At 51.1% G+C, this 23,392-nt stretch carries 20 protein-coding genes; 14 read left to right on the forward strand and 6 right to left on the reverse strand.

Translation table 11 applies throughout. The annotated features are described in order from the left end of the window. Positions 1–8: 8 nt before the first annotated feature. Positions 9–1,478, forward strand: a complete 1,470-nt coding sequence (locus tag E1757_RS09975; protein ID WP_133227286.1) for a sulfatase — start codon at positions 9–11, stop codon at positions 1,476–1,478. A gap of 324 nt (positions 1,479–1,802) precedes the next feature. On the opposite strand, the gene E1757_RS09980 is transcribed toward E1757_RS09975, so the two are convergent. From E1757_RS09980 to E1757_RS10000, 5 genes are all read right to left on the reverse strand, one after another. Next, positions 1,803–3,014: an enolase C-terminal domain-like protein gene (locus tag E1757_RS09980; RefSeq protein ID WP_133227288.1), complete on the reverse strand. Its 1,212-nt coding sequence runs from the start codon at positions 3,012–3,014 to the stop codon at positions 1,803–1,805. Positions 3,015–3,030: 16 nt separating this feature from the next. Then, positions 3,031–3,822 (reverse strand): SDR family NAD(P)-dependent oxidoreductase, encoded by a 792-nt coding sequence (locus E1757_RS09985; RefSeq protein ID WP_133227290.1) that lies wholly within the window; start codon positions 3,820–3,822, stop codon positions 3,031–3,033. A 69-nt stretch (positions 3,823–3,891) separates the two neighbouring features. Beyond that, a complete protein-coding gene (locus tag E1757_RS09990) occupies positions 3,892–4,728 on the reverse strand; it encodes a carbohydrate ABC transporter permease (protein ID WP_425464830.1) in 837 nt (278 codons plus the stop codon). Between the two features lie 7 nt (positions 4,729–4,735). Beyond that, positions 4,736–5,683, reverse strand: a complete 948-nt coding sequence (locus E1757_RS09995; RefSeq protein WP_133227292.1) for a carbohydrate ABC transporter permease — start codon at positions 5,681–5,683, stop codon at positions 4,736–4,738. A gap of 69 nt (positions 5,684–5,752) precedes the next feature. Then, a complete protein-coding gene (locus E1757_RS10000; RefSeq protein WP_133227294.1) occupies positions 5,753–7,270 on the reverse strand; it encodes an ABC transporter substrate-binding protein in 1,518 nt (505 codons plus the stop codon). Positions 7,271–7,474: 204 nt separating this feature from the next. On the opposite strand from E1757_RS10000, the gene E1757_RS10005 reads away from it, so the two are divergent. Further along, positions 7,475–9,247, forward strand: a complete 1,773-nt coding sequence (locus tag E1757_RS10005; RefSeq protein ID WP_165972052.1) for a sensor histidine kinase — start codon at positions 7,475–7,477, stop codon at positions 9,245–9,247. Further along, complete coding sequence (locus E1757_RS10010; RefSeq protein ID WP_133227298.1) at positions 9,244–10,893, forward strand: response regulator; 1,650 nt, start codon at positions 9,244–9,246, stop codon at positions 10,891–10,893. The genes E1757_RS10005 and E1757_RS10010 overlap by 4 nt, the downstream gene beginning before the upstream one ends. Positions 10,894–10,968: 75 nt before the next feature. Here E1757_RS10010 and E1757_RS10015 read toward each other — a convergent pair whose 3' ends face one another. Then, complete coding sequence (locus E1757_RS10015; RefSeq protein WP_133227300.1) at positions 10,969–11,715, reverse strand: DeoR/GlpR family DNA-binding transcription regulator; 747 nt, start codon at positions 11,713–11,715, stop codon at positions 10,969–10,971. A gap of 273 nt (positions 11,716–11,988) precedes the next feature. On the opposite strand from E1757_RS10015, the gene E1757_RS10020 reads away from it, so the two are divergent. From E1757_RS10020 to E1757_RS10070, 11 genes are all read left to right on the forward strand, one after another. Next, positions 11,989–13,062 (forward strand): Gfo/Idh/MocA family protein, encoded by a 1,074-nt coding sequence (locus tag E1757_RS10020; RefSeq protein WP_133227302.1) that lies wholly within the window; start codon positions 11,989–11,991, stop codon positions 13,060–13,062. A gap of 32 nt (positions 13,063–13,094) precedes the next feature. Further along, positions 13,095–14,114 (forward strand): zinc-dependent alcohol dehydrogenase, encoded by a 1,020-nt coding sequence (locus E1757_RS10025; RefSeq protein WP_133227304.1) that lies wholly within the window; start codon positions 13,095–13,097, stop codon positions 14,112–14,114. Positions 14,115–14,134: 20 nt separating this feature from the next. Beyond that, positions 14,135–14,965, forward strand: coding sequence for a sugar phosphate isomerase/epimerase family protein (locus tag E1757_RS10030; protein WP_133227306.1), 831 nt, complete (start codon positions 14,135–14,137; stop codon positions 14,963–14,965). 13 nt (positions 14,966–14,978) lie between these two features. Next, positions 14,979–15,800, forward strand: a complete 822-nt coding sequence (locus tag E1757_RS10035) for an alpha/beta fold hydrolase (RefSeq protein WP_133227308.1) — start codon at positions 14,979–14,981, stop codon at positions 15,798–15,800. Then, on the forward strand, positions 15,800–16,765 hold the full coding sequence (locus tag E1757_RS10040; protein WP_165972053.1) for an ROK family glucokinase: 966 nt from the start codon (positions 15,800–15,802) through the stop codon (positions 16,763–16,765). The genes E1757_RS10035 and E1757_RS10040 overlap by 1 nt, the downstream gene beginning before the upstream one ends. An 11-nt stretch (positions 16,766–16,776) precedes the next feature. Beyond that, positions 16,777–18,177 (forward strand): ABC transporter substrate-binding protein, encoded by a 1,401-nt coding sequence (locus E1757_RS10045; RefSeq protein WP_133227312.1) that lies wholly within the window; start codon positions 16,777–16,779, stop codon positions 18,175–18,177. Positions 18,178–18,190: 13 nt separating this feature from the next. Continuing rightward, entirely contained in the window at positions 18,191–19,075 is an 885-nt protein-coding gene (locus E1757_RS10050) for a carbohydrate ABC transporter permease (RefSeq protein ID WP_133227314.1), read from the forward strand. Then, positions 19,075–19,902, forward strand: coding sequence for a carbohydrate ABC transporter permease (locus tag E1757_RS10055; protein ID WP_133227316.1), 828 nt, complete (start codon positions 19,075–19,077; stop codon positions 19,900–19,902). The genes E1757_RS10050 and E1757_RS10055 overlap by 1 nt, the downstream gene beginning before the upstream one ends. 145 nt (positions 19,903–20,047) lie before the next feature. Next, complete coding sequence (locus tag E1757_RS10060; protein ID WP_133227318.1) at positions 20,048–20,827, forward strand: SDR family NAD(P)-dependent oxidoreductase; 780 nt, start codon at positions 20,048–20,050, stop codon at positions 20,825–20,827. Positions 20,828–21,287: 460 nt separating this feature from the next. After that, complete coding sequence (locus E1757_RS10065; protein ID WP_246079126.1) at positions 21,288–22,301, forward strand: LacI family DNA-binding transcriptional regulator; 1,014 nt, start codon at positions 21,288–21,290, stop codon at positions 22,299–22,301. Between the two features lie 13 nt (positions 22,302–22,314). After that, positions 22,315–23,298, forward strand: coding sequence for a 2-hydroxyacid dehydrogenase (locus tag E1757_RS10070; RefSeq protein ID WP_133227322.1), 984 nt, complete (start codon positions 22,315–22,317; stop codon positions 23,296–23,298). Positions 23,299–23,392: the final 94 nt, after the last annotated feature.

Here is a 23,392-nt window from a genome sequence, read left to right on the forward strand (position 1 = left end):
GTGGTAAAATGAGAGCGATCATGCTCATGTTCGATACTTTAAACCGGCACTGGCTCCCGCCATATGGCTGCGATTGGATCAAAGCGCCTAACTTCTCTCGTCTGGCGGAGCGTACCGTAGTGTTCGATCATTGTTACGTCGGCAGTATGCCTTGTATGCCGGCCCGCCGGGAACTGCAAACAGGCCGCTATAATTTCTTGCATCGAAGCTGGGGGCCGATAGAGCCGTTCGATGATTCTATGCCGGAGCTGCTGCGCAAACAAGGGGTATATACTCATCTTGTAACCGATCACCAACATTATTGGGAGGATGGCGGAGGGACGTATCACAACCGATATAGCACCTATGAATTGATTCGGGGGCAGGAAGGCGATTTATGGAAAGGGCATGTTCGCGACCCGGAGCATTCGTCTGTTATAGGAAAAGACTTGGCGAGTCCGCTGTTTCGACAGGACTTGATTAACCGCGAATACGTGAATCGCGATAACGAACACCTGTTTCCGCAAGCACGGACGTTCGCCAGCGGAATGGAGTTCATACGCCGGAATGCCGGAGAGGATCGATGGTTCCTGCAATTGGAGACGTTCGATCCGCATGAGCCCTTCTATGCTCCGCAGAAGTACAGGGACTTGTACCCTCATGAATACAACGGTCCGCAGTTCGATTGGCCTCCATACGGACCGGTTAACCAGAGTGCGGAAGAAATCGCGCATCTGCGGTACGAATACGCGGCATTGTTAAGTATGTGCGACGCTTATTTGGGCAAAGTTATGGACTTGATGGATGAGCTTGATCTGTGGAAGGACACGATGCTAATCGTGAACACGGACCATGGATTTCTTTTGGGAGAACACGACCAATGGGCGAAATGCGTGCAGCCGTTCTACAATGAAGTTGCCAATCCCCCTCTGTTTATTTGGGATCCGCGCAGTAGAAAAAAGGGCGAACGGCGTAAAAGTCTTGTGCAGATGATCGATATGGCGCCGACGCTTCTGGAGTTTTTCGGGTTGGACGTCCCCCGCGATATGACAGGGGTGCCTTTGCGGGAAACGATTGACAAGGATCAACCGGTGCGCGATGCCGCCTTATTCGGCATACACGGCGGTCATGTGAATTGTACCGACGGCCGTTATGTATATATGCTCGGTCCGGCAGAGGAGTCGAACGAGCCGCTCCATAACTATACGTTGATGCCGACGCACATGCGCTCAAGATTTTCCGTAGAAGAGCTTTCCACCGCCGAGTTGGCCGAACCATTCGACTTCACGAAAGGACTTCGCACATTGAAGATAGCCGGCTCCGGGGCTCACCGGGGCAGCAATCTCGATACGATGCTGTTTGATCTCGAGCGTGATCCGGCCCAACGTTTGCCTTATCGGGATGAACAAATTGAATTGCGTATAAAGAAAGCCATCGTGCACATTATGAAGCGGCATGATGCTCCAAAGGAACAGTATGTGCGGCTGGGATTGGAATAAGTGTTAAGGTAAAAAATGGAGCCTGAAAGAACCGCAGCTTCAGTTTCAAGGAAAATGATTGGGATATTTCTTTATAGCTGAACAATCGTTGCAGCTCCGGAAAGTAAAGGTATACAGAGTTTCGATTCTGTATACCTTTACTTTTGCTGAGTCGTTATTTTGCCAGAAATGGGGCCGACCGGCGGCTGGCGGGGCAAATAACGGCGTTACGGTAGGCAATAAAACGTGTTTGAGCCTCGAAGTCACCTCCAAAGTCCGTTCCCCACAATGAATCGACTGTCTCTTACGATCCGTTACAATTTCAAAGGATCAACATGCCGTCCGCTAAGGCCTGGCCGATGTGCCGTCGGGCCTTCTTGCCAGCGTCCAGGCCGGCAAACGGTTTTCCGTCGGATAGCTGGCCGCCAGCCGCTCGTCAATGTCGATGCCGAGACCCGGCTTGCCGTTCAAGTAGGCGTAGCCGTTGCGCACTTCCGGCGTACCTGGAAATACTTCCCGGATCACATCGGAAGGGTTGTACCATTCCTGGATGCCGAAGTTCAGCGAACTCATATCCAGATGCAGATTGGCCGCATGGCCGACAGGGGATACGTCGCCGGGACCATGCCAGGCGGTGCGCACGCCGAATGCTTCGGATAAGACGGCCAGCTTGCGCGCAGGCGTAATGCCCCCGATGGCGCTTATATGGCAGCGGATAAAATCGATCAGCTGGTTCTTGATCAGCGGTATCCATTCCTGCGGGTGAACGAATAGTTCCCCCATCGCGATCGGCGTGGCGCTTTGATTGCGAATGGCGCGGAACCAGTCCAGATCCTCCGGAGCGAGCGGATCCTCCAGGAAAAATAAACGATACGGCTCCAATTGTTTGGCCAGACGGACGGCTTCGACGGGAGCGATCCGTTCATGAATGTCGTGGAGAAGCTCCACGTCAAATCCGACCTTGGAACGGATATGGTCGAACAAGGCAGGCACGCTGCGGGCATAAGCGTCCGGATCGTAATAAGCTCCGGCCGCGGCCCCTTCGGGGGTGTGCATCATCTGCTGCTTGCCGCCGTATCCGCCCCATTGGCAGCGTATGTACTTGTAGCCTTGCTCCCGGTATTGCAGCACCTTTTCCTCGACCTGCTGCAGACTCGTGCCGTCGGCATGCCGGTATACCGCCGCCGCTTCCCTGCATTTGCCGCCGAGCAAATCGTATACCGGCATGCCCGCCGCTTTGCCTTTAATATCCCAAAGGGCCATATCGATCCCCGAGATGGCGTTGTTCAACACGGGACCGTTGCGCCAATAGGAGCTGACCATGGCCGTGTTCCAAATGTCCTCGATACGGGACGGATCTTTTCCGATCAAAAAAGGCTTCAAATATTGGTCGATCGCCGTAGCTACGGCCAAATAACGCTGCGTAAACGTCGCGCAGCCCAATCCGAACATCCCGGGCTCGTTCGTCTCGACCTTGACCACGACCAGGTTGATGCCCTCCGGGGCGGTCAGAATCGTTTTGACATCTCTAATTTGCAATTGTCCGCTTTTCGCCATGGTTGATACCGTCCTTTTAATTGATTTTTCCCCAGATGTTGTCCGGGTCGACGTTAAGGCTTTCGGGCATTCCCGGCAAAATCAAACCGCCGTCCACCCGTAAAGTGATGCCGGTAATATAGGAGGCTTCGTCGGAGCACAAGAACGCCGCTGCGCTGCCAATATCCGATGGGAGGCCCATGCGCCCAAGCGGAATCCGGCTTCCCAGCTTCTCATGATGGCCTGTTGCCGGCCTCACCCGGATGGCTCCCGGAGCTATCGCATTGACGCGAATGCCGTAAGGCGCCAGCTCGAGTGCGATCGATTGGACCGAACGGTCCAGCGCCCCCTTCAGCCCGCCATAAATCGCATCCGCCGGATAGGCTCTTGTTCCGCGGGATGATGTCGTATACAGGATGCTGCCTTTAACCTGCTTCCGGATCATATGGTTGGCGACAAGTCCGGTAAGAAGCATCGGCGCCCTGTAATTGAGCTGGTAGAGCTGGTCGATCGTCTCACGGGTAAATTCCGTCATTTTCCCCATTCTGGTAATGCCCGCGTTGTTGACCAGAACATCAATGACTGTAAAATGCTCGAGAGCTCTCTCAACCAACTGTTCCGCCGTCTCCGCCAAGCAAAGATCCCCTTGGAAAACGACGCATCTCCGGCTGTGGATCCGGTCAATTTCCCGTGCGACTTCTTCGGCCTGCTCCGGCTCGTTCAGATGTGAAATGAACAAATCGCAGCCGCCGGCAGCGAGCTTCAATGCAATTCCTCGGCCGATCCCCGTGCTGGCGCCCGTCACGATAGCTGTCCGACTAGGTTTCATTGCAGCGCCTCCTCGTTTTTCACCATTATTTTCATCATTATTTCACCATTTCCCTGACTGCCCCGACCGTTAACCTTTGACCGCCCCGGCCAGCCCTTCTATAAAATATTTTTGGAAAAATAGAAAGACGATGACGGTCGGCATCACGGAAATGAGCGCCCCCGCGGCAAATCCCGCCCAATCGACGGAATTTTCGCCGAAGAAGGAATACATGCCGACACCGAGCGTTCTCAGCTTCGGCTTCGACAGTGTAAAGACCAACGGAACGAGGAACGCGTTCCACGAGCCGATGAAATTGAAAATCGCGACCGTGCCGATAATCGGCTTCGTGAGCGGCAGCATAATTTTCGAGAAAACGGTCAAAAATTTGGCCCCGTCCATGACCGCCGACTCTTCGAGCTCCGCCGGGATGTTCGAAAAGTAGCCCATGAATAGCAATATCGCCACGATGTTGGCCGGACCCGCTTCCGCCAGAATGATGGCGGCGTAGGAATTATTGAGCCCCAGTCCCTGAATCAGCTCGAATACGGGCAGGATCGTAACGCCCTTCGGCAGAAACATGGTGGCTACCAGCCCGGCGACAATCCATTTCTTGCCCGGCATGCTGCCCCGGGCAAGCGCATAGCCCGCCGTCGCCGAAACAATGAGAATGACCAGGACGACCGAGCAGGTGACGACGACGGAATTGAAGAAATAAGCGGCGAACTTGGCTTTGATCCATGCCCGTTCGAGATTCGCGATAGTGAACGATTCCGGGATTAAGCTTGCTCCGCCCAGCAGCATTTCTTTTTGCGATTTGAAGGCCGACGAGATCATCCATAGGAATGGATAGCTCCAAATGACGACCAGCGGGAAAAAGACGATATGGAAAGCGGATTGCCCCAGCTTCCTGTTCAATATAACCACCTCTCGTTCACCGATATTTTCCGACCTTTCTCAGAAACGGAGCTTGCAGCAGCGTAATCAGCATGACCGTCACACCGAACAAAAATCCTGCGGCCGAGGCGAAGCCGTAGCGCGGAATGTTGCTCTCGGGCGAGAAGGCATACCGGTAAACATAAGTGTCGACCACATCCGTCGCATACATCGGCCCGCCGTTCGTCAACGTTTTGATCAGATCGAACGGATGGAGGCTGCCGATAAACGTCAGCAGCAGGATGACCGAGCCGATCGGCGCGATGATAGGTACGGTAATATGGATAAGCGCTTTCGTCCATGTGGCTCCGTCGATTTTGGCTGCTTCATACAATTCGGCGGGAACGGTTTGCAGAGCTGCCAGCCAATAGATTATGGTTACCCCTATATTTTTCCAGATAGCAATCGCGATTGCCGTAGCCAGCGCCAGGTTCGGGTTACCGAGGAAATTGACCGGCCCTGTCCCGGCCATTTTCAAAAAGGAGTTGAACGCCCCTCCCACCGGATGCAGCAGCAGCGTAAACACCAGACCGATGACCGCTGTCGTCGTAATAACGGGCAGGAAAATGAACAGGCGGTATACGTTCCGGCCCTTTAACAACGCGTTGTTCAGGACCATGGCCATAATTAAAGCCAACGGATACTGAATGACAACCTGGGAGAAGGCAAAAATATAATTATTTTTGAAAGCATTCCAATAATAGGGGTCGATCACGAGCTCCCTGAAATTCCCCATGCCGACAAATTTCGTCGGAGGCCCCATTCCATCCCAGTTGAAAAACGCATAATAAATGCTTCCGGCCATCGGCCACAAAGTAAACATGCCGAACAAAACGAGCATCGGTGTGATGAAAATATAATGCCACGTATGCTGCGACATTCGGTAAAGGAGCGTACTCCGTCCAAGCTGTGCACGCTTGGAAGCAAGGCTCAACTTCGTCGTCATAGGCAGGCTCCTAAACAAATATTTGACTTGCCAAATCGGCTTATCGCCATTCCACAGTCAGGCACCGCATTACTTGATGTAATCTTTGGCAGGGTCCCAATCCGACGGCGCAATGAGAACGTCGCGGGAAATTTTCATGCCGGCGGCAGCCATTGCCGCTATTTGTTCGTCCACGATTTTTTCCATTTTCTGATCGTATTCCTTGGCTAACGCTTCGAAGTCCTTGTTTCCGATGACGGCGAGATTGATCAGCTCGTTCAGGCTTGGCTTCGGTGCGTTGGCCTGTATGGCGGCAAGGAATTTTTCCGCATTCGGATTGATCTGGGTCGGATAGGGGGCAACGCGCAGGTCGGCCTTGGCGCCCTCAAGAATTTGTTTGGCTACCTGATCGCGCTTCTCGTCAGGCTGCGCAAATTTGTACCTGTCGAAAAATACGGTCGGCAGCTGCACGATATTGTACCAGCCTTCGTGAAAATCCGGCGTACTGAAAAACTCGATCGCTTTCCAGGCCGCTTCCGGATGCTTCGACTTCGAAGTGATGCCGTAAAACGGCTCCGATACCCCATAAATCGCTTTATATCCTTTGCGCCCGGAGTCCGGTACCGGCATCGAAGCCAGCATCATGTTGATCTGCGGGTTCAGCTTGCGGATTTCGGGAGCGACCCAGTTTTGTCCGATAAACATCGCTACGTTTCCGGCGGCGAACTGCTGATACAGCTTGGCCAAATCGACCGATTCGAACCCGGGCATAAACGTTTTATCGGCGTTTATGCTTTGCATGAATTTGACCGCTTCCACGAGCTGCGGGTTAGCGGCAGCCGACTTGCCTGTTTTCGTATCGTAATAGAAAGAGCCTTCCGTCAAATGCGCATCCAAATAGCGGCCGTTATTCGTTTCAAACAAATTAATCGCATCCAGGTAAGGTGAGGAGGTCGTGGAGAAGCCGTAAATTTTGCCGCCTCCCTGCTTCGTAATCTTGGCGCCCATTTCCCTTAATTCCGTCCAGGTTTTCGGCGGAGCGCTGTATCCGAACTGCTTGAGAATATCCAAATTGACGTAGAGCGGGCGGAAGGTCGTCTCCCGGTTGTCGTTGAACGGAATCCCGTACAGCTTGCCGTCGATATACAGCCGCCCGCCGGGGCTGAAGAAATTGTCCGGGAATCTCTTTTTGAACTCGTTCGTCACGAATTCGTCCAACGGGCGAATCCAGCCTTTTTCATAAGAAATGGTCATTTTCGTGGCGATGCTGCCGTTCATCCGAATAATATCCGGCCAGTCGTCGGAAGCGAACATCAGCGAGGTCGTATTGCCGTACTGAGCCGAAGGGATGAACTGCACCTGCAGGTCAATATCGGGATTCAACTCGTTAAATTTTTTGGCCTGATTCTGATAGTAAGGCTCCTCATCGGGTGTGCCGCCCGTAGGCAGCACGAGCTTGACTGCTTTTTTCGAGCCGGCGTTGTTTTTCTCATTGCCGGAAACGCCGGACGGACCCGATTCAACATTCGAGCAACCGCTTACAACAAGTGTGGTAATAAGAGCCGCCAAGCCTGCGATTCGTTTGTACTTATTTTGTCGACGCTTCATTTGGTTTAAAACCTCCCTTAACTATTATGCAGCTGCCTTCTTATTATAAGGCCTGGCGTGGAGCAGGATTATAGCAACATTCTACACTCGGGGTGTAAAAATCAATGCTTTGGGGCAGACGCTTGCCGGGAGTGGTTTACAACCGGGAATGCACATATTAAAATGAAGTCAAACTTGCGGAAGGGGTGGATTTCATTCCGAAAAATGATCAGACGAACCCTATATCCTTTGTTTAATCAGATTCGCTTCAAAATTTTTACGATCAGCTCGATTTTGCCTTTGACTGCTGCTCTGACATTAGGGTTTATCGTGTTTCATTATTCGATCACAATTATTACCAATAACGAATACGAACGTATACAGATGCTTTCCAAACGGGCCGACGACCAGCTCAATCAATATTTGTACGATATGCGGATGGCGTTCAGCCTGCTGTCGGGCGATATCGTCAGAAACGGCTCCAGCTTGACCCAGTCCGACATCGTAAAGGTTTTGGAGCAGTACAAATATGGCTCGACCTCCTTCTGGCAGGAAGTGTACTACGTCTCCAACGATTTAACCAAATATCCGTCGTCAGGCATCAAAGACCCGCCCAAAAGCAAGCTCAAGCAATTGTTCGACGAAACCGTCCAGGATAATACGAACCTGTATTCAATGGGTCCATATTTGGATACGGCCAAGGGGTTGACCTTTTCTTTTTCCAGAATCGTACGAAGCGGTGCCGATATTAACGGGATCCTGGTCGCCGATATCAATTTGGCCAACTTGAACGACTCCATCGCCAAAATCAATTTTGATCGTCGTATTTCCATGATTTTGTACAATAAACAGTACGATCCCGTGCTTACCGATATCAAATTGACGAGCGGCAAATACAGCCCGCTGATGCCTGTGCTCAAAGGATGGCTGCAAGACAAAAGCCATACCCATGATTTTATCGAAGTCAAAGAAACGAATACCCGTTATTTGGTCACCCGTTCGTTTATCGGCTTCAATGAGTTTTCTCTGGTCTATTTTGTGGATGAGAACAGCTTTTTGTCCAAAGTAAACGATTTGAGGACGTTCGCCTTTTATTTGGCGGTCGTTTGTTCGCTGCTTATGATCGTATCCTCCTTGCATCTGGCCGGCTACATTAATAAACCTATCAGGAAAATGATTCGGGATATGGAGAAAGTAAAGAGCGGCAACCTGAAAACCCGCATTCAGTTTTCGCGCAATGACGAGTTTTTAACCTTGAGCAATTCTTTTAATGATATGTTGATTCGGATCGAAACGCTGATTGAGGAAAAATCGAAGGTGGAGGTGATGAAAAAGCAAGCTGAATTGAAAGCGCTGCAATCGCAAATTAATCCGCATTTTTTATACAATACGTTGAATTCCATTAACGCGCTGCTGGACCTGAAACGAACCGAGCAAATACCGGTTATTGTCCGCTCGCTTGTCAGGCTGTTTCAATATACGATGGACAAGCAGGGCGAATGGGTGCAGATCGAAACCGAGCTTAACGGCCTGCAATATTATGTCGAGCTGCAGCAAATCCGATACGCCAACAAGTTTAAGATCGAGTATAACCTAAGCGATACTCTGCTCCAGCTGGGGATCTTGAAGCTGACCTTGCAGCCCATTGTCGAGAACTGCATTTTCCATGGCATCAAAGGAAAGGGAAGGCAGGGGATCATTAAGGTCGGAGGCGAAATTCAACCTAACCGTTCTTCGGTACTGTTATACGTGGAGGATAACGGGGTGGGGATACGGCCCGAACGGCTTTCTACTTTGCTGGAGCAGAAAGAACCGATGGTTCCGAAGCTTGACGGTTATAATTCGATTGGTTTGAACAACGTGCACGAACGATTGCAGCTCCACTTCGGCCCGGAATTCGGCTTGAAGATATGGAGCGAGGTAGACAAAGGAACGCGTGTTGAGATTCATTATCCTGTTGTGCTTCTGGATCGATCCGAAAAGGAGTGCATGTTATGAATCAGCAAATCCGGTTAATTATTGTCGACGATGAGCCGTTGGTCAGAGAAAGATTTAAGTATGGATTCGCCCTGCAAGAGAACGGATACGTTATTGCAGGCGAAGCCGAGGACGGCGAAGAAGCATTGCAGCTGTGTGAACAGCTGCAGACGGATATCGTCATTACGGACATCGTAATGCCTCGAATGGATGGTCTTGAATTGACGCGCAGATTAAAAGAAAAGCATCCGGCGATCAAGGTCATCATCTTGTCCAATTATCAGGAATTCGAATTTGCCCGTAAAGCCGTTGCTCTCGGAGCGCTCGGATATATGTTAAAGGTGACGTCCGGGAATGAAGAGCTTTTGTCCTTGTTGGCGCAAGCGCGCAAAGAAATTGAAGAGGAACGGTCCCGTATGATGGAGCAGATCAGCGTGAGGCAGCTGCTGCATAAACAGCTTCCCGTTCTCCGAAAACAATTTGTGCTCGATGTGCTGAATCATACGTATGCCGGCGAGCAGGAGCTTTTCAAGCAGCTGGCTGATTTGAAGCTTCATCTCCCTTCCGGCGGACTATCGGCGGCTGCGCTTCATATCGATGATTACAGCGGCCTCCGCCAAACATATCCCGCACGCGATGTGGCACTTTTTAAATATGTGCTGATCCGGATTGCAGAGGAGCTTTCTTTTCCATATTGCAAGTGCAATATATTGGCTTGGAATGACCGTGAGCTTCTGCTGCTCCTTCATTGGAACGAGGACAGTGTACAGCAGGACGGACAGTATGAACGATTCGTACAGACGGTATTTGCAAAACTAACCGGCGCCGTTAGCCAATATTTGCCGTTTACGTTCTCGCTCGGTATCAGCTGTATGAAGCCGCGTTCCTCCGGACAGTCTGCGTCTATGTTTTTGCAGCATTCGCTGAAAGAAGCGCTCCGGGAAGCGGAGCTTGCGGCCAAGCGGCGGTTTTATTCGGGAAACGGCAGCTTCTCCATATACAAGCCCGACGACCGTTATGCCGCAATGGATAAGGAATCGGTACAGCAGCTGAACAATGCGTTGGAATACATAAACGGTTGTGCCGACCAGGGCGAAATCAAGCAGGAGATTCATGACCTCCTCATCTCCAGGCTGGAGGAAGCGCGGTTCCAGCCGGAGCAGGTCACGGCTTGGCTTGAACAGGCGGTCGATCACTTTTATTTGCCGGGCCAGGCGGTCCACAAGCATATCTCGGAAAAGCTGGATACCGTTGAAGCTTTGCATGATGTGGGACCGTTTCTTCAACTTCTGATCCAAAGCAGACAAACCGAACTGCCGCTCCCTCATCCGAACGACCCTAACGTTCATTACCGGGAAGTGGTGGAAAAGGCGCTGCAATACATAACGGCCCATTACCATATGCCGGTTTCGATTACTGACATTTGCCAACAGGTGAACGTCACGCCGAATTATTTCAGCATGATTTTCAAGAAAGAAACCGGAATCAATTATACCGACTATTTGACCAACTTCCGAATGATGCAGGCCAAACGGCTGTTATCCGAAACCAGCCTGCTCGTGCAGGAGGTCGCGGAAAAAATCGGCATCCCCGATTACAACTATTTCACCCGGCTGTTCCGCCGAACGGTCGGCTGCAGCCCAAGCGCTTACCGGAAAGAATTTTGAAATTGGCGGGATTGGTCGTTCAAAATGTGAAAACGAACAGGCCCGGGTCATCGACCCGGGCCTGTTCGGCGCATCTTACAGTACGGTTACCCCTAATTTACGGTACGGCAGCAGATGCTCCTGGCTTACGTTCCTCTCTGTAACCAGATAGGTCAGCTTCGACGTCTCCGTTACAACATAGGAGGAAGCTGTCCCCAGCTTCTGCGCGGTAACAAGGGCGGCGGTTTCGGCCGAAACGGAGATCATTTTACGTTTGACGAATGCTTCCTCCTGATCGGGCACGCTTCCAATTAAAGGATTGATACTGTATACGCCAAGTATGCACAAATCGGCACGAATTTGATCCAACGCTTCTATCGTGCCGGCGCCGATATTAACGATGGAGCCTTTTAGCAAACGCCCTCCGATCATGATGACCTCGACATTGGGATGAGAAGCCAGTGTCGCGGCAATCGGGGGGCTGTTGGTTACGACGGTCAGGGATAGCTGCGGTGGGAGCTGTTCCGCAAATTTCTGGGTGGTCGTCCCCCCGTCAATGATGATGACCTGCCCATTTTTGACAAGCTGCAGGGCGGTTCTGGCAATATCGAGCTTCGCTTCCGGAGATTGCTGATGCCTTTCCTCGAAATTAACGATTGGCGGACCCTGCAGCAGGGCGCCTCCATGGACTCTATGGAGCAGACCTAATGTGTCGAGCTCGCGCAAATCCCGTCTGATCGTATCTTCCGAAACGTTCAGGCGGATACTCAATTCCGTGGCAACTACTTTGCCCTCGGAATGAAGCAGTTCCAATATGACTTGGTGCCGCTCCTCTTTTAACATAAATGGCCCTCTACTTTCGGTGAATGTTTTTGCATGGAATTAATTGAATTACCGTGTAATTGCGTTATATGAATCGTTTTAATTATAGAACATGGTATTCAGATTCGTCAATTATTATTACGGGAAATTTCGGATAGTCCTTATAAATAAAGGGTTATATGAGGTAATTGTTTCTTTTTGGCATTAAAAATTATTTCCATAATTTATCTTGACAATGCATGATTGTGCGTTTATTCTTTTTGTATACAGGCAAAAACAAGCAAGGAGGTTCACATGGAAAAAGAATCAAAACAGTTAAAGATCGGAGTACTCGGATGCGGACCGATCTCCCAGTTTGCCCATTTTGAAGCCTGCAGAAGAGCCAGAAACGCAGAGTTGTATGCGATCTGCGACTTGGCGGACGATCTGCTGACGAGAATGGCTGAAATTCACAAACCGAAGGTGACGTACAATGACTACAGCCAAATGCTGGCCGATCCGGAAGTCGATGCCGTCATTATCGGTATTGCCGATCAGTATCATGTAAGCGCTGCTCTTCAAGCGCTGGAGGCAGGCAAGCACGTGCTTGTCGAGAAGCCGCTGGGCGTGTCGATAGAGGAATGTGAGAAATTGAGAGAGAAGGTGCATGAAACGGGACTTATTTTGCAAGTCGGCAATATGAAACGTTTCGATCCGGGCATTGCATTCGCCCGGAAGTTCATTAAGGAAGAAATCGGTGAAATGCTGGCGCTGAAAGCCTGGTATTGCGACTCTTCTTACCGGTATACGGTGACGGATAACATCCAACCGATACCTCTTCTAAGCGCTAACGCCAAACGACCGGGAGGCAATCCGAAGCAGGATAAGCTTCGCTATTTCATGCTGACGCATGGAAGCCACCTTGTGGATACGGCGCGTTATTTGGGGGGAGACATTGTCAGCGTCAAAGCTTGGAACACGCAAAAATTCGGCGCCTACAGTTGGTTCGCAACGGCTGAATTTGCCGATGGTTTTGTCGGTCAGCTCGATTTGACCGTTGCGGTTCGGATGGATTGGCATGAGGGATTTCAAATTTACGGAGAACACGGAAGCGTTATCGGCAAAACGTATATCCCATGGCTGTTCAAATCAAGCGATATCGAAGTGTTCTCCGTCAAGGACGGCTCGTACCACCGGCCGCTAGGCGAGGACGCCCACTTTTTCAAGCTTCAGGTGGAAGCGTTCTCGGATACCATTTTGCATCAAGCGCCGATGATCGGTGCAGATGTTGAGGACGGAATTGCTGCGATGCGCGCTATGGTGGCGATCGCCAAATCCGTTGAAACGGGTGAAACCGTCAAATTGGCGGAGGTTTCGGGCGCTGTATAGAAGCGAATATAAATGAGGAGGTGATTGGTCCGATGCTGCAAGCGAAATTTACGGGCAATGAAACGTTTGTTTTGGAGGATGCAGCCATACCGGAGCCGGGCGATAATCAGGTTTTGTTGAAGGTGGAGCTGTGCGGAATATGCGGCAGCGATATGCATACCTATCATGGCAAGCATCCGTTCGTATTCCCTCCGCTTGTGATGGGCCACGAATTTTCCGGGGTCATTGTCAAGCTGGGAAAAGCAACCGGCAGCAAATATCAAGTCGGTCAGCGTGTGGCGGTTGAGCCTTCCATCGTTTGCGGGACTTGCTATAACTGCAGAAAGGGACGCTACAACATTTGCGACGAGCTTAGCGTCGTCGGGTGTTTGACGGACGGGGCTTACACGGAATATATCGCGGTCTCCGCCGAAAAGATCATTGTATTGAACGACAAGCTGTCTTTTGAGGACGGGGCCATGTTGGAGCCTCTTTCCGTAGGCGTTCACGCGTTGGATCAGGGACGGGTCAAACAGGGCGATAAAATTTTGGTAATCGGCGCGGGTACGATCGGGTTATTGCTGGCGCAGGCTGCCAAAGCGGCCGGTGCGGAAGTCGCCATTGCGGATGTGATCCCGTTCCGGTTGGAGCTGGCCAAGGAGCTGGGAATCCCGTGCACCGTCAATTCCAAAACCGAGGCGCTGAAGGAACGGCTGAAGCAGTTTGCGCCTGACGGCGTTGACGTCATCTTTGAATGTGTGGGCAGCTCGCACACGATCCGCCAAGCGATTGAAATAGCCCGCAAAGGAATCCGGATCGTCATATTGGGCGTCGTCGATAACGAGGTGCTGCTTCCCGTATCGTTGATCCAGGACCGGGAGCTGGAGCTGGTGGGCGATTTAATGTTTATCCGCAAAGATTTTGAGAAATCGCAGGAGCTTATCGTTTCGGGCCAGGTTAACGTCAAACGGCTGCAAACCAAAACTTTCCCGCTTCGGCAAGTGAAGGAAGCGTTTGAATTTATTATTCATAATAAGGAATCTGCGCTCAAAGTGTTTTTGGATCCTAAATAAGTTTCGAGCGGAGGGTATATATGGAACTGGGGATTTTTGCAAAGACGTTCGTCCGCAGCTCCCTGGAAGAAACGTTGGATGCTGTACAGGGAAGCGGATTGAACGGGATTCAATTTAATATGGCTTGTGCCGGATTGCCTTCGATGCCGGATCAAGTGGAGACCGAAACGGCAGCGAGGGTGAGAGCGGAGGCGGGAAGACGGAAGCTTGCGATCCATGCGGTTTCCGGCACGTATAATATGGCGCATCCCGACCCTGAAGTGCGCCGCCTCGGGTTGGTCAAGCTGCGGAATTTGGCGGCGGTATGCGGTACGATGGGGACTTCGGTCATTACGCTTTGCACGGGAAGCCGGGACCCGGACCATATGTGGCGGCGGCATCCGGCGAATGATTCGCAGGAAGCATGGGACGATATGACAGCTTCCATGGAGCAGGCTCTGGAAATTGCGGAGGCGTACCAGGTGACGCTGGCTATCGAGCCCGAAGCGGCCAATATCGTATCCGACGCCGGTCGCGCCCAGTCTCTGCTCAGGCTAATGCAATCGGAGCGGTTGAAGGTGGTTATGGATGCGGCCAACTTGTTTCATCCCGGTAATGTGGCGGATATGAAAGGCGTTTTACACCACGCATTCGAGCTTTTGGGCGAGCAAATTGTTTTGGCGCATGCCAAAGACTTCACGGCAGGCGATGAATTATCGTTTGTCGCGGCGGGACAAGGGATGCTGGATTACGATTGCTACATTTCTTTACTGCGCAGCGCTTCGTTTGACGGCCCTTTGATTATGCACGGGCTGGGTGAAACGCAGGTTGCGGCGAGTACAGCCTTTCTCCACAGCAAGCTGGGAATGTAAAGGGGGGAATGCAATGACTTATTTTCAACATGCCGGAATCCGCTTCCATTATATAGATGAAGGCGAAGGGATGCCGTTCATATTTTTGCACGGACTCGGAGGAAGTGTCGCCCAGCCGGCAGGGCTATATAAGCCCATACCGGGCGTCCGTTTCATTTCTCTCGATTTCCGCGGCCACGGGGAGACAAGGGAGCTCGGAGATCCGGATCAAATCGGATTCGATACGTTCTCCGCGGATGTTTTTGCGCTGATGCATCATTTGCAGCTGGAGCATGCCGTCATTGGAGGCATTTCAATGGGAGCCGGTGTCGCCTTGCATTTTGCGCTGAATTACTCCGGCAAAGTAAGGGGGCTTATTTTAAGCCGGATTGCCTGGGAGGATATGCCGCAGCCCGCAGAGTCGCAGCGGGTGTTCGCCACGGTCGCTCGTATGATCGAAACGTTGGGAGCGGAGCGCGGAAAAGAGCAGTTCCGAAAAACGGACATTTATATGAATATGGCCGCCGTTTCTCCCGATGCCGCCGATTCTTTGCTGCGCCAGTTCGACTACCCGCATGTGGAGGAAACATGGATCAAATTTATACGCATTCCCGCCGATGCGCCAAGCCGCGACCGGAGGGCGTGGTCCGAGATCCGGGTGCCGACATTGATCCTGGCCAATCAACTGGACCCGATCCATCCGTATGCTTACGGGCAATTGGCAGCCAAAACGATTCCGCATGCGCAGTTCAACATTCTTACGCCTAAAAGTATCGACGCACAGGCGCATGCGGAGCAAACCGGGGCTTATGTCGGCGAGTTTCTTGGATCGCTGCTGGAAGGAGGGGTGAGCTAGTGCCGGGACGGATTTATTACGCCGGAATCGATATCGGCGGCACGAACATTAAAGCCGCATTAGTGGATCAACAAGGCGGCATCGCGGCTAAATTGGAAACGCCTACATCATTAAACGGTTACAGTGAAGTATGCACCCAAATCGTCGGTCTGATTGGTAGGCTCAAGGCCACGACCGGCAATGCCGGTATGACTGTCCAAGGGATCGGCATCGGTGTGCCGGGATACATCGATCCGGCTAACGGCTTTGTGAATGAATCGCCGAATCTGGGCTGGAGCAATGTCGCTTTAAAGGAGCATATGCAGAGCTTGACCGGACTTCCCGTGCTGGTCGAAAATGATGCGAATACCGCTGCGCTGGGCGAGCTATGGCAAGGCGCAGGCAGCGATGTAAACGATTTGGTGATGATTACGCTCGGCACCGGCGTCGGTTGCGGCATTGTTATAGATCGCAAGGTCGTGCACGGCTCTCAAGGCTTCGCCGGGGAAATCGGACATATGAAAGTGAAGCCTAAAACCGGAATTGCCTGCGTATGCGGGAAAAAGGGCTGCCTGGAAACGACTTCCTCAGGGCTTGCGATTATAAGGGAAAGTAAAAAAGCGGTACAGCTCAACAAAAAAACGGCGCTCCGGGAAGAGTTCCAAGCAACCGGGGACTTAAGCGTCAAACAAATATTCGACGCAGCCAGGAACAACGACCGGGTTGCCATGGAAATTATAAGTGAGGCAGCCTTTTACTTGGGAGTCGCATTGGCGAATACGGCTAACCTGATCAACCCGCAAAAGGTGATCGTCGGCGGAGGCATCGCAGCCGCAGGACAATTGTATACGGATTTGGTTTACGCCGCCTTCTGCGAATTTGCGCTTGATATCGTACGCGACCATACCCGTTTCGTGCCGGCCTTGCTGGGCAATGATGCAGGTGTGATCGGCAGCGCTTCGATGATGAAGTCATATTACCAATAAGGAGGTTATGTATGAAGAAGGGTATTTTAAAATCGGTTTCCGCTATGCTTCTTGTAAGTACGGTCATGGCGGGCTGTACAACGAATTCCGACGGTACGCAGAATGCAGCTAACGAAAATCAGGGCGGCGCTAATGACGGCAAGAAGAGCAATGTTACGATCAATCTGGCGACAGTCAATAATCCGGATATGACGATCATGCAGAAGCTGGCTCCGAAATTTACGGAGGAAACCGGAATTGGCGTTAACTTCATCGTATTGCCCGAAAATGAACTTCGCAATAAGTTGACTACCGCCGTGGGGATGGGTGCAGGCACGTATGATCTTGCCACGATCGGAACGTTTGAAGTCCCGCATTGGGGCGATAACAAATGGTTGGAGCCGTTGGATCCGTATTTCGAGAAAATGGACGCTTCAACGAAAAAGGAATATAACCGCGACGACATTATGAAGCCTATTGTAAATGCATTGTCCTCCAAAAGCGGATTATACGCACTTCCATTTTATGCGGAAAGCACGATGATGTTTTATCGGAAAGACTTGTTTGAAGCCAAAGGGTTAACGATGCCGAAAAATCCGACCTGGGATCAAGTTTATGAAATGGCCGTTAAGCTTAACGAACCCGCCAAAGGAGTAACCGGGGTTTGTATGAGAGGTTTGCCCGGATGGGGACAAAACATGTTTATTTTCACCCAAATGCTGCATACGTTTGGCGGTAAATGGTTCGATATGAACTGGAACCCGCAGTTTTCATCGCCGGAAATGAAGGAAGCGCTTCAATTTTATAAGAAGCTGATTACGGATGCAGGAGAGCCCAGCCCGAATACAACGGGATATACGGAATGCTTGAACCTGATGTCAACCGGCAAAGCGGCTATGTGGGTAGATGCAACGGTATCCGGCGGTACATTAATGAGCGGCGATTCTCAAGTGAAGGATAAAATCGGTTACGCACTGGCGCCGATCAAGAAAAAGCCGAACTTCGGAGCGATTGGCGGATGGTCGTTGGCGATGATGACTTCCTCCAAGCAAAAAGACGCAGCCTTTAAATTTTTAACATGGTCGACAAGTCAGAAGTACATTGAGATGGTCGGCAACGAATTCGGTTGGGAAAGAGCGCCGTCGGGTACCCGGATATCAACTTACGAAAATCCGAAATATTTAGCGGCAGCTCCGTTTGCCAAAATAACGTTGGACTCGATTAATAACGCGGATTATGAGAAGCCCGCTATCGATCCGGTTCCGTACAAAAGCTCGGGCTGGGTTTCCATTCCGGAATATCAGGAAATCGGCGATCAGGTCGGACAAGAGTTTGGCGCCTATTTGGCCGGCACCAAATCGTTGGACCAAATGCTGAAGGACTCCCAAAATTTTACCGTCAATGTGATGAAACGAGGCGGGTATTTGAAGTAGGAGGTGTATAGCGGTGGAAGGCAGAAGTCAACCGAGAGACAAAGCCGCCTGGCTCGCATTACCGGGGATTGTCATTGTAGCCCTGGTAACGCAAATTCCGTTTATAGCTACAATCGTTCTGTCCTTCGTACGATGGATTGTGATTAGACCCGATCAAGGAATTCACTTCAACGGCGTCCAAAACTATATACAAATATTTCAGTCGAAAGATACGTATTCCGTTATCGTCACAACGGTTATTATTATGCTCGCGAGTCTGTTGTTCTGCACAGTGCTGGGAACCTGTTTAGCTATTATGCTAAACAGGGATTTTCCCGGTGTGAACGTAGTCCGGACGCTGGTTATATTGCCGTTTTTCGTTATGGATGCAGTGGCGGGAATCATTTGGAAAACGCTTATTCTCAATCCGTCGTTCGGCTTCAATTACTATATTGCCGGGTGGTTTAACTTGACCCCCGTTGATTTTTTCGGACCGGGCTCCTTATTGACAGTGATCATGTTGATTGTGTGGCAATGGACACCGTTTTTCTTCCTGATCATATTGGCCGGATTTCAAGGAATATCCGCGGACTTGGTGGAAAGCGCCAAGGTTGACGGGGCGAACGCGTGGAGGCGGCTGGTGTCCATCGAGCTTCCGGCCATCATGAATCATCTGCAAGTAGCGGTGATGCTTGGTTTGATTTTTATTTTGAAAGTGTTCGGTCTGATCTACGTCACAACAACCGGAGGGCCCGGCGTAACTTCCTCCAACCTTCCGTTTTATTCGTACCGACTGGCCTTTAACGGCTGGAATGTAGGAAACTCGGCTGTGCTGTCTGTCATTTCGGTTGCGTTGACTTTATTTATCATTACGATGTTTTTTAAATTTATGAAGCGCAGAATGGAGGGGGCCGTCTAATGAGAAGCTTGAGAAAAAACATCACGCGCCCTTTCCTTATTTTATTGGCTTATGCCGTAGGGATATTGTATTCGTTTCCATTGATTTATATGGTTTTGACCAGCTTTAAAAAGGAATCCGAGGTTACGCCGCCTTCCTTTATTTTCACCCCGACGCTTGAGAACTACAGAACGGTATTAACGCCGGAATTTCAAAGCTTTATTTGGAACTCCGTTACCGTCACGGTATTTACGATCCTCATATCGGTAGTATTAGGGTTGATGGCCGCCTATACGATCGTGTTTTCGCGGATGCAGCCTCAGAAGCAAAATAATCTGTTCTTTTGGTTTGTGACGACCAATCTCCTGCCTCCGGTAGGCGTCGTTGTTCCGATCTATTTAATTTTGAAAAATTTGCAGATGCTGGATAGTAAGTTGACGCTGATTTTGCTTTATTCCGGGGGCAATATTCCATTGGTAGTTTGGATGGTCTATTCGTTCTTGAAGGAAATTCCGAAGGAAATATTGGAAGCCGCTTCGATCGACGGCAGCAGCCGGACGACGGCGTTTTTCAAAGTCATTCTACCGCTGATCAAATCAGGCGTTGCTTCGTCCGCTTTATTAGTGTTTGTGTTTACATGGAACGAGTTTTTCTTTGCCGTCAGCTTTACAAGCGTACAATCGTCGACCATCCCGGTTTATATGGCTTCGTTTATGACGCAGCAGGGGCTGTTTTGGGCTAAGATGTCGGCGATTTCGACCATTGCGGTGCTGCCTCCGATCATACTCGGATGGCTGTCGCAGAAAGCGTTTGTCCGCGGGATGACAATGGGAGCCGTGAAAGGGTAACGAAGATTCATGAACGGATAGTAAGCCGAAACAATGGACTGTTAGCCATGCCAGTGTGCGGTCAGTCGAGACAATGAAGCGTCAACCCAGACAGCGGGCTGTCGGTCGATAAAATATATTTATTGAGAAAAAGGAGACATGAACGATGATATTTGATAAATTCCGTTTGGATAACAGGGTTGCAATTGTTACAGGTTCCGCATCGGGATTGGGTAAAGAAATGGCCAGAGGCTTGGCGGAAGCCGGCGCTCATATCGTGGTAGCCGATATTAACTTGGAGGCAGCCGCACGGTTTGCCGAAGAGCTTATGGGTCAGGGCGTCAACGCCTTGGCCGTTCAGGTCGATGTGACGGATGAAGAACAGATCGATCGGATGGTAGAGAAGGTGATGGCTCAATATGGACAGATCGATGTGCTGATCAACAATGCGGGGATCGGTGCGCGTATCGAAATTGAACATATGAGCTACCAAGATTGGCAGCGGGTGATGGATGTCAATATGAACAGCGTGTTCCTCGTTTCCAAGGCGGTAGGTAAAGTGATGATCGGGCAAAGAAGAGGATCGATCATCAACATTTCCTCCATATCGGGCATTATCGCCAACGTTCCGCAGAAGCATACCGCTTACAACGCTTCCAAAGCCGGGGTCATTATGATTACGAAGAGTATGGCTTTGGAATGGGCCGAATACAACATTCGAATCAATACGATCGCGCCGGGCTATATGAAGACCGAGATGACAGCGTCGGACTTTAACGAGAACAAGGACAGCCATATGGTCAAAACCTGGTTGCAGATGACGCCGATGCACCGTCCGGGCACGCCGGACGAGCTGCAGGGCATAGCCTTGTTCCTGGCGTCGGATGCTTCTTCTTACGCGACAGGCGGCGTGTTTACGATGGATGGCGGATATACCATTTTGTGAAGTAGGGAAACGATAAAGGGCTTGGAGAATGGCTTCAGGGCGAGTTTTTTATTGCATTGATACCGAAAAGTCTAATCAAATTAATGCAATAAAACGTGTTTGAGCTTCGAAGTCATCTCCAAAGCCCGTTCCCGTCCTTTAATCGACAGTCTCATGAGCGTCGCTATTTGCATTCTGTAAATCGTTTTCCAAAATCGGTTTATAATCGCTTCGTAAAAGATTGCTAAATACAGGTAAAATATAACTTGAAAGTTAACCGCTTTCAAGATTTTTCTTTTTTCGACAAACGTGCCGCTTATTTTGTAAAAACATGTATTTCGGGCGTTCATTAGGTTGAATCGGTTTGGATGATGCGGGTAATGTTCAGGTCTCCCTTGACAAGTAACGGTAAAGTTCATACATTGAGTGTAAACGATTACGAAGCGTTGTACAGATTAGGAAGGGAGGAACCGGCTTGAAAGTGACGATTTCGGACGTAGCCGAGCGCGCAGGCGTTTCCAAGTCGACGGTTTCGCGGATTATTAACAAAAATTACGGGCATACGACCGCCGAAACGAAGGAACGAGTGCTGCAGGTGATCAAAGAGCTGAATTACCAGCCGAATCTGCTGGCCAAAGGGCTGAAGCAGATGAAGACGAATGTGCTCGGCATCGTTCTTTCCAATCTGAAAAATTCGTTTTGGACGCGAGTGCTGGAAGGTGTGGAGGATACTTGCCGGAAGCACGGCTACAGCCTGATGATCTGCAATTCCAACGAGGACAACCGGCTGGAGGAGGAGCTGATTCACGGGCTGCAGCACCGCAGAGTGGACGGCATCGTGATCAACCCGACCTTGGGCAACAAAGAGATGTTTGACAAGCTGACGGCCGACAAGTATCCGTTTGTCGTCGTAAACCGCAAGGTGGAGGGACTCGCCGCCGACGGGGTGGTGGTCGACAACCGCAAGGGCGCACAGCTGGCTGTGGAGCATTTGCTGAGCCTGGGCAAGAAGAGGCTTGCCGCCTTGGTCTACCCTTATGAAGGGATCAGCACCTGGCAGGAGAGGGTCAACGGCTTCAAGGATATGTTGGCGGAGCGCGGCCTTGCGGAGGACAGCTATACCGTCGTAGTGGCGGAGATGCGGGAAGGCGCGGCGAAACGGGCGGTGCAGCGGCTGCTGGCGGAATTTAAACCGGACGGCATCCTCTCCACGAACAACATGATGACGCTGGAAATTTTGGAAGGCATCAAGGAGGCCGGCTATACGGTCCCGGATGATGTGGCCGTTCTCGGCTATGACGAAACGGTCTGGTCCAAGCATCTGCACCCTCCGCTGACGACAGTGAACCAGCCTGCTTATGAAATGGGCGTGCTCGCTGCACAGAAGCTTATCAAACGGATTCAGTCGAAAAACAAACCGCGAGGAAGCGGTATGACCGTGCTTGAGCCGAGCTTGATTGTGCGGCAATCATGCGGCGAACAGCCTCGTACATAAAGAAAGGAGCGGGATGATGAAAAAAGTATACGTAACGCGCAAGCTCCCCGAAGCGGTGCTGCAATCGTTAAGACAGCAGTGTGAAGTCACGCTGTGGGATGAGGAAGATACGCCTGTGCCGAGAGAGGTGCTGCTTGAGCGGCTGAGCGATGCGGACGGCTTGCTGTGCCTCCTGACCGAGCGGATTGACGAGGAGCTGCTGAACGCGGCGCCGAACCTGAAGGTTGTCAGCAACATGGCCGTAGGCTACAACAATATCGACGTTGCGGCGGCGACGAAGCGAGGGATCGCGGTGACGAACACCCCCGGTGTTTTGACGGAAACGACGGCGGATTTGACGTTTGCGCTGCTGCTCGCGACTTCCCGGAGATTGATTGAGGCTTCCGATTATTTGAGGAAGGGAGATTGGAAAACATGGTCGCCGATGCAGTTGACCGGTCTCGATATTTACGGTGCGACGCTCGGCATCATCGGAATGGGCAGAATCGGCGAAGCGGTAGCCAAGAGAGCGGCCGGCTTCGACATGAACATTTTATATTATAACCGCTCCAGAAAGCCGGAAGCCGAAAAATCGCTCGGCATTGTTTATGCGGATATGGATACGCTGCTTGGCAGCTCGGACTTTATCGTCGTGTTAACGCCTTATTCGCCGGAGACGGTCAATTTGATCGGTGCGGAGCAATTTGCGCTGATGAAACGGACAGCCGTGCTTATCAACACGGCCCGCGGCGGCATCGTCAATGAAGACGCGCTGTATGAGGCGCTGACCTGCGGCCGAATCTGGGCGGCCGGTCTGGATGTGTTTGAATCGGAGCCGATTGCGCCAAACCACCGGCTGCTCGGGCTCCCCAACGTGACGGCGCTGCCGCATATCGGCAGCGCCAGCGTGCAGACGCGGACGAAGATGGCTATGCTCGCCGTACAAAATCTCGCGCTGGCCGTCAACGGCCAAAAGCCGAAGCATCTTGTCAATCCGGAAATAGCGGCGGCATTGTAACGCGGTTGAACAGATATCTCCTGTGAAAAAAAAGATTGAACAAACTGGAGATATCTGTTAAATTTTAATTAAGGAAATCGATTTACTAAAACGA

Source organism: Paenibacillus piri, assembly GCF_004354045.1.
Classification (GTDB): Bacteria; Bacillota; Bacilli; order Paenibacillales; family NBRC-103111; genus Paenibacillus_S; species Paenibacillus_S piri.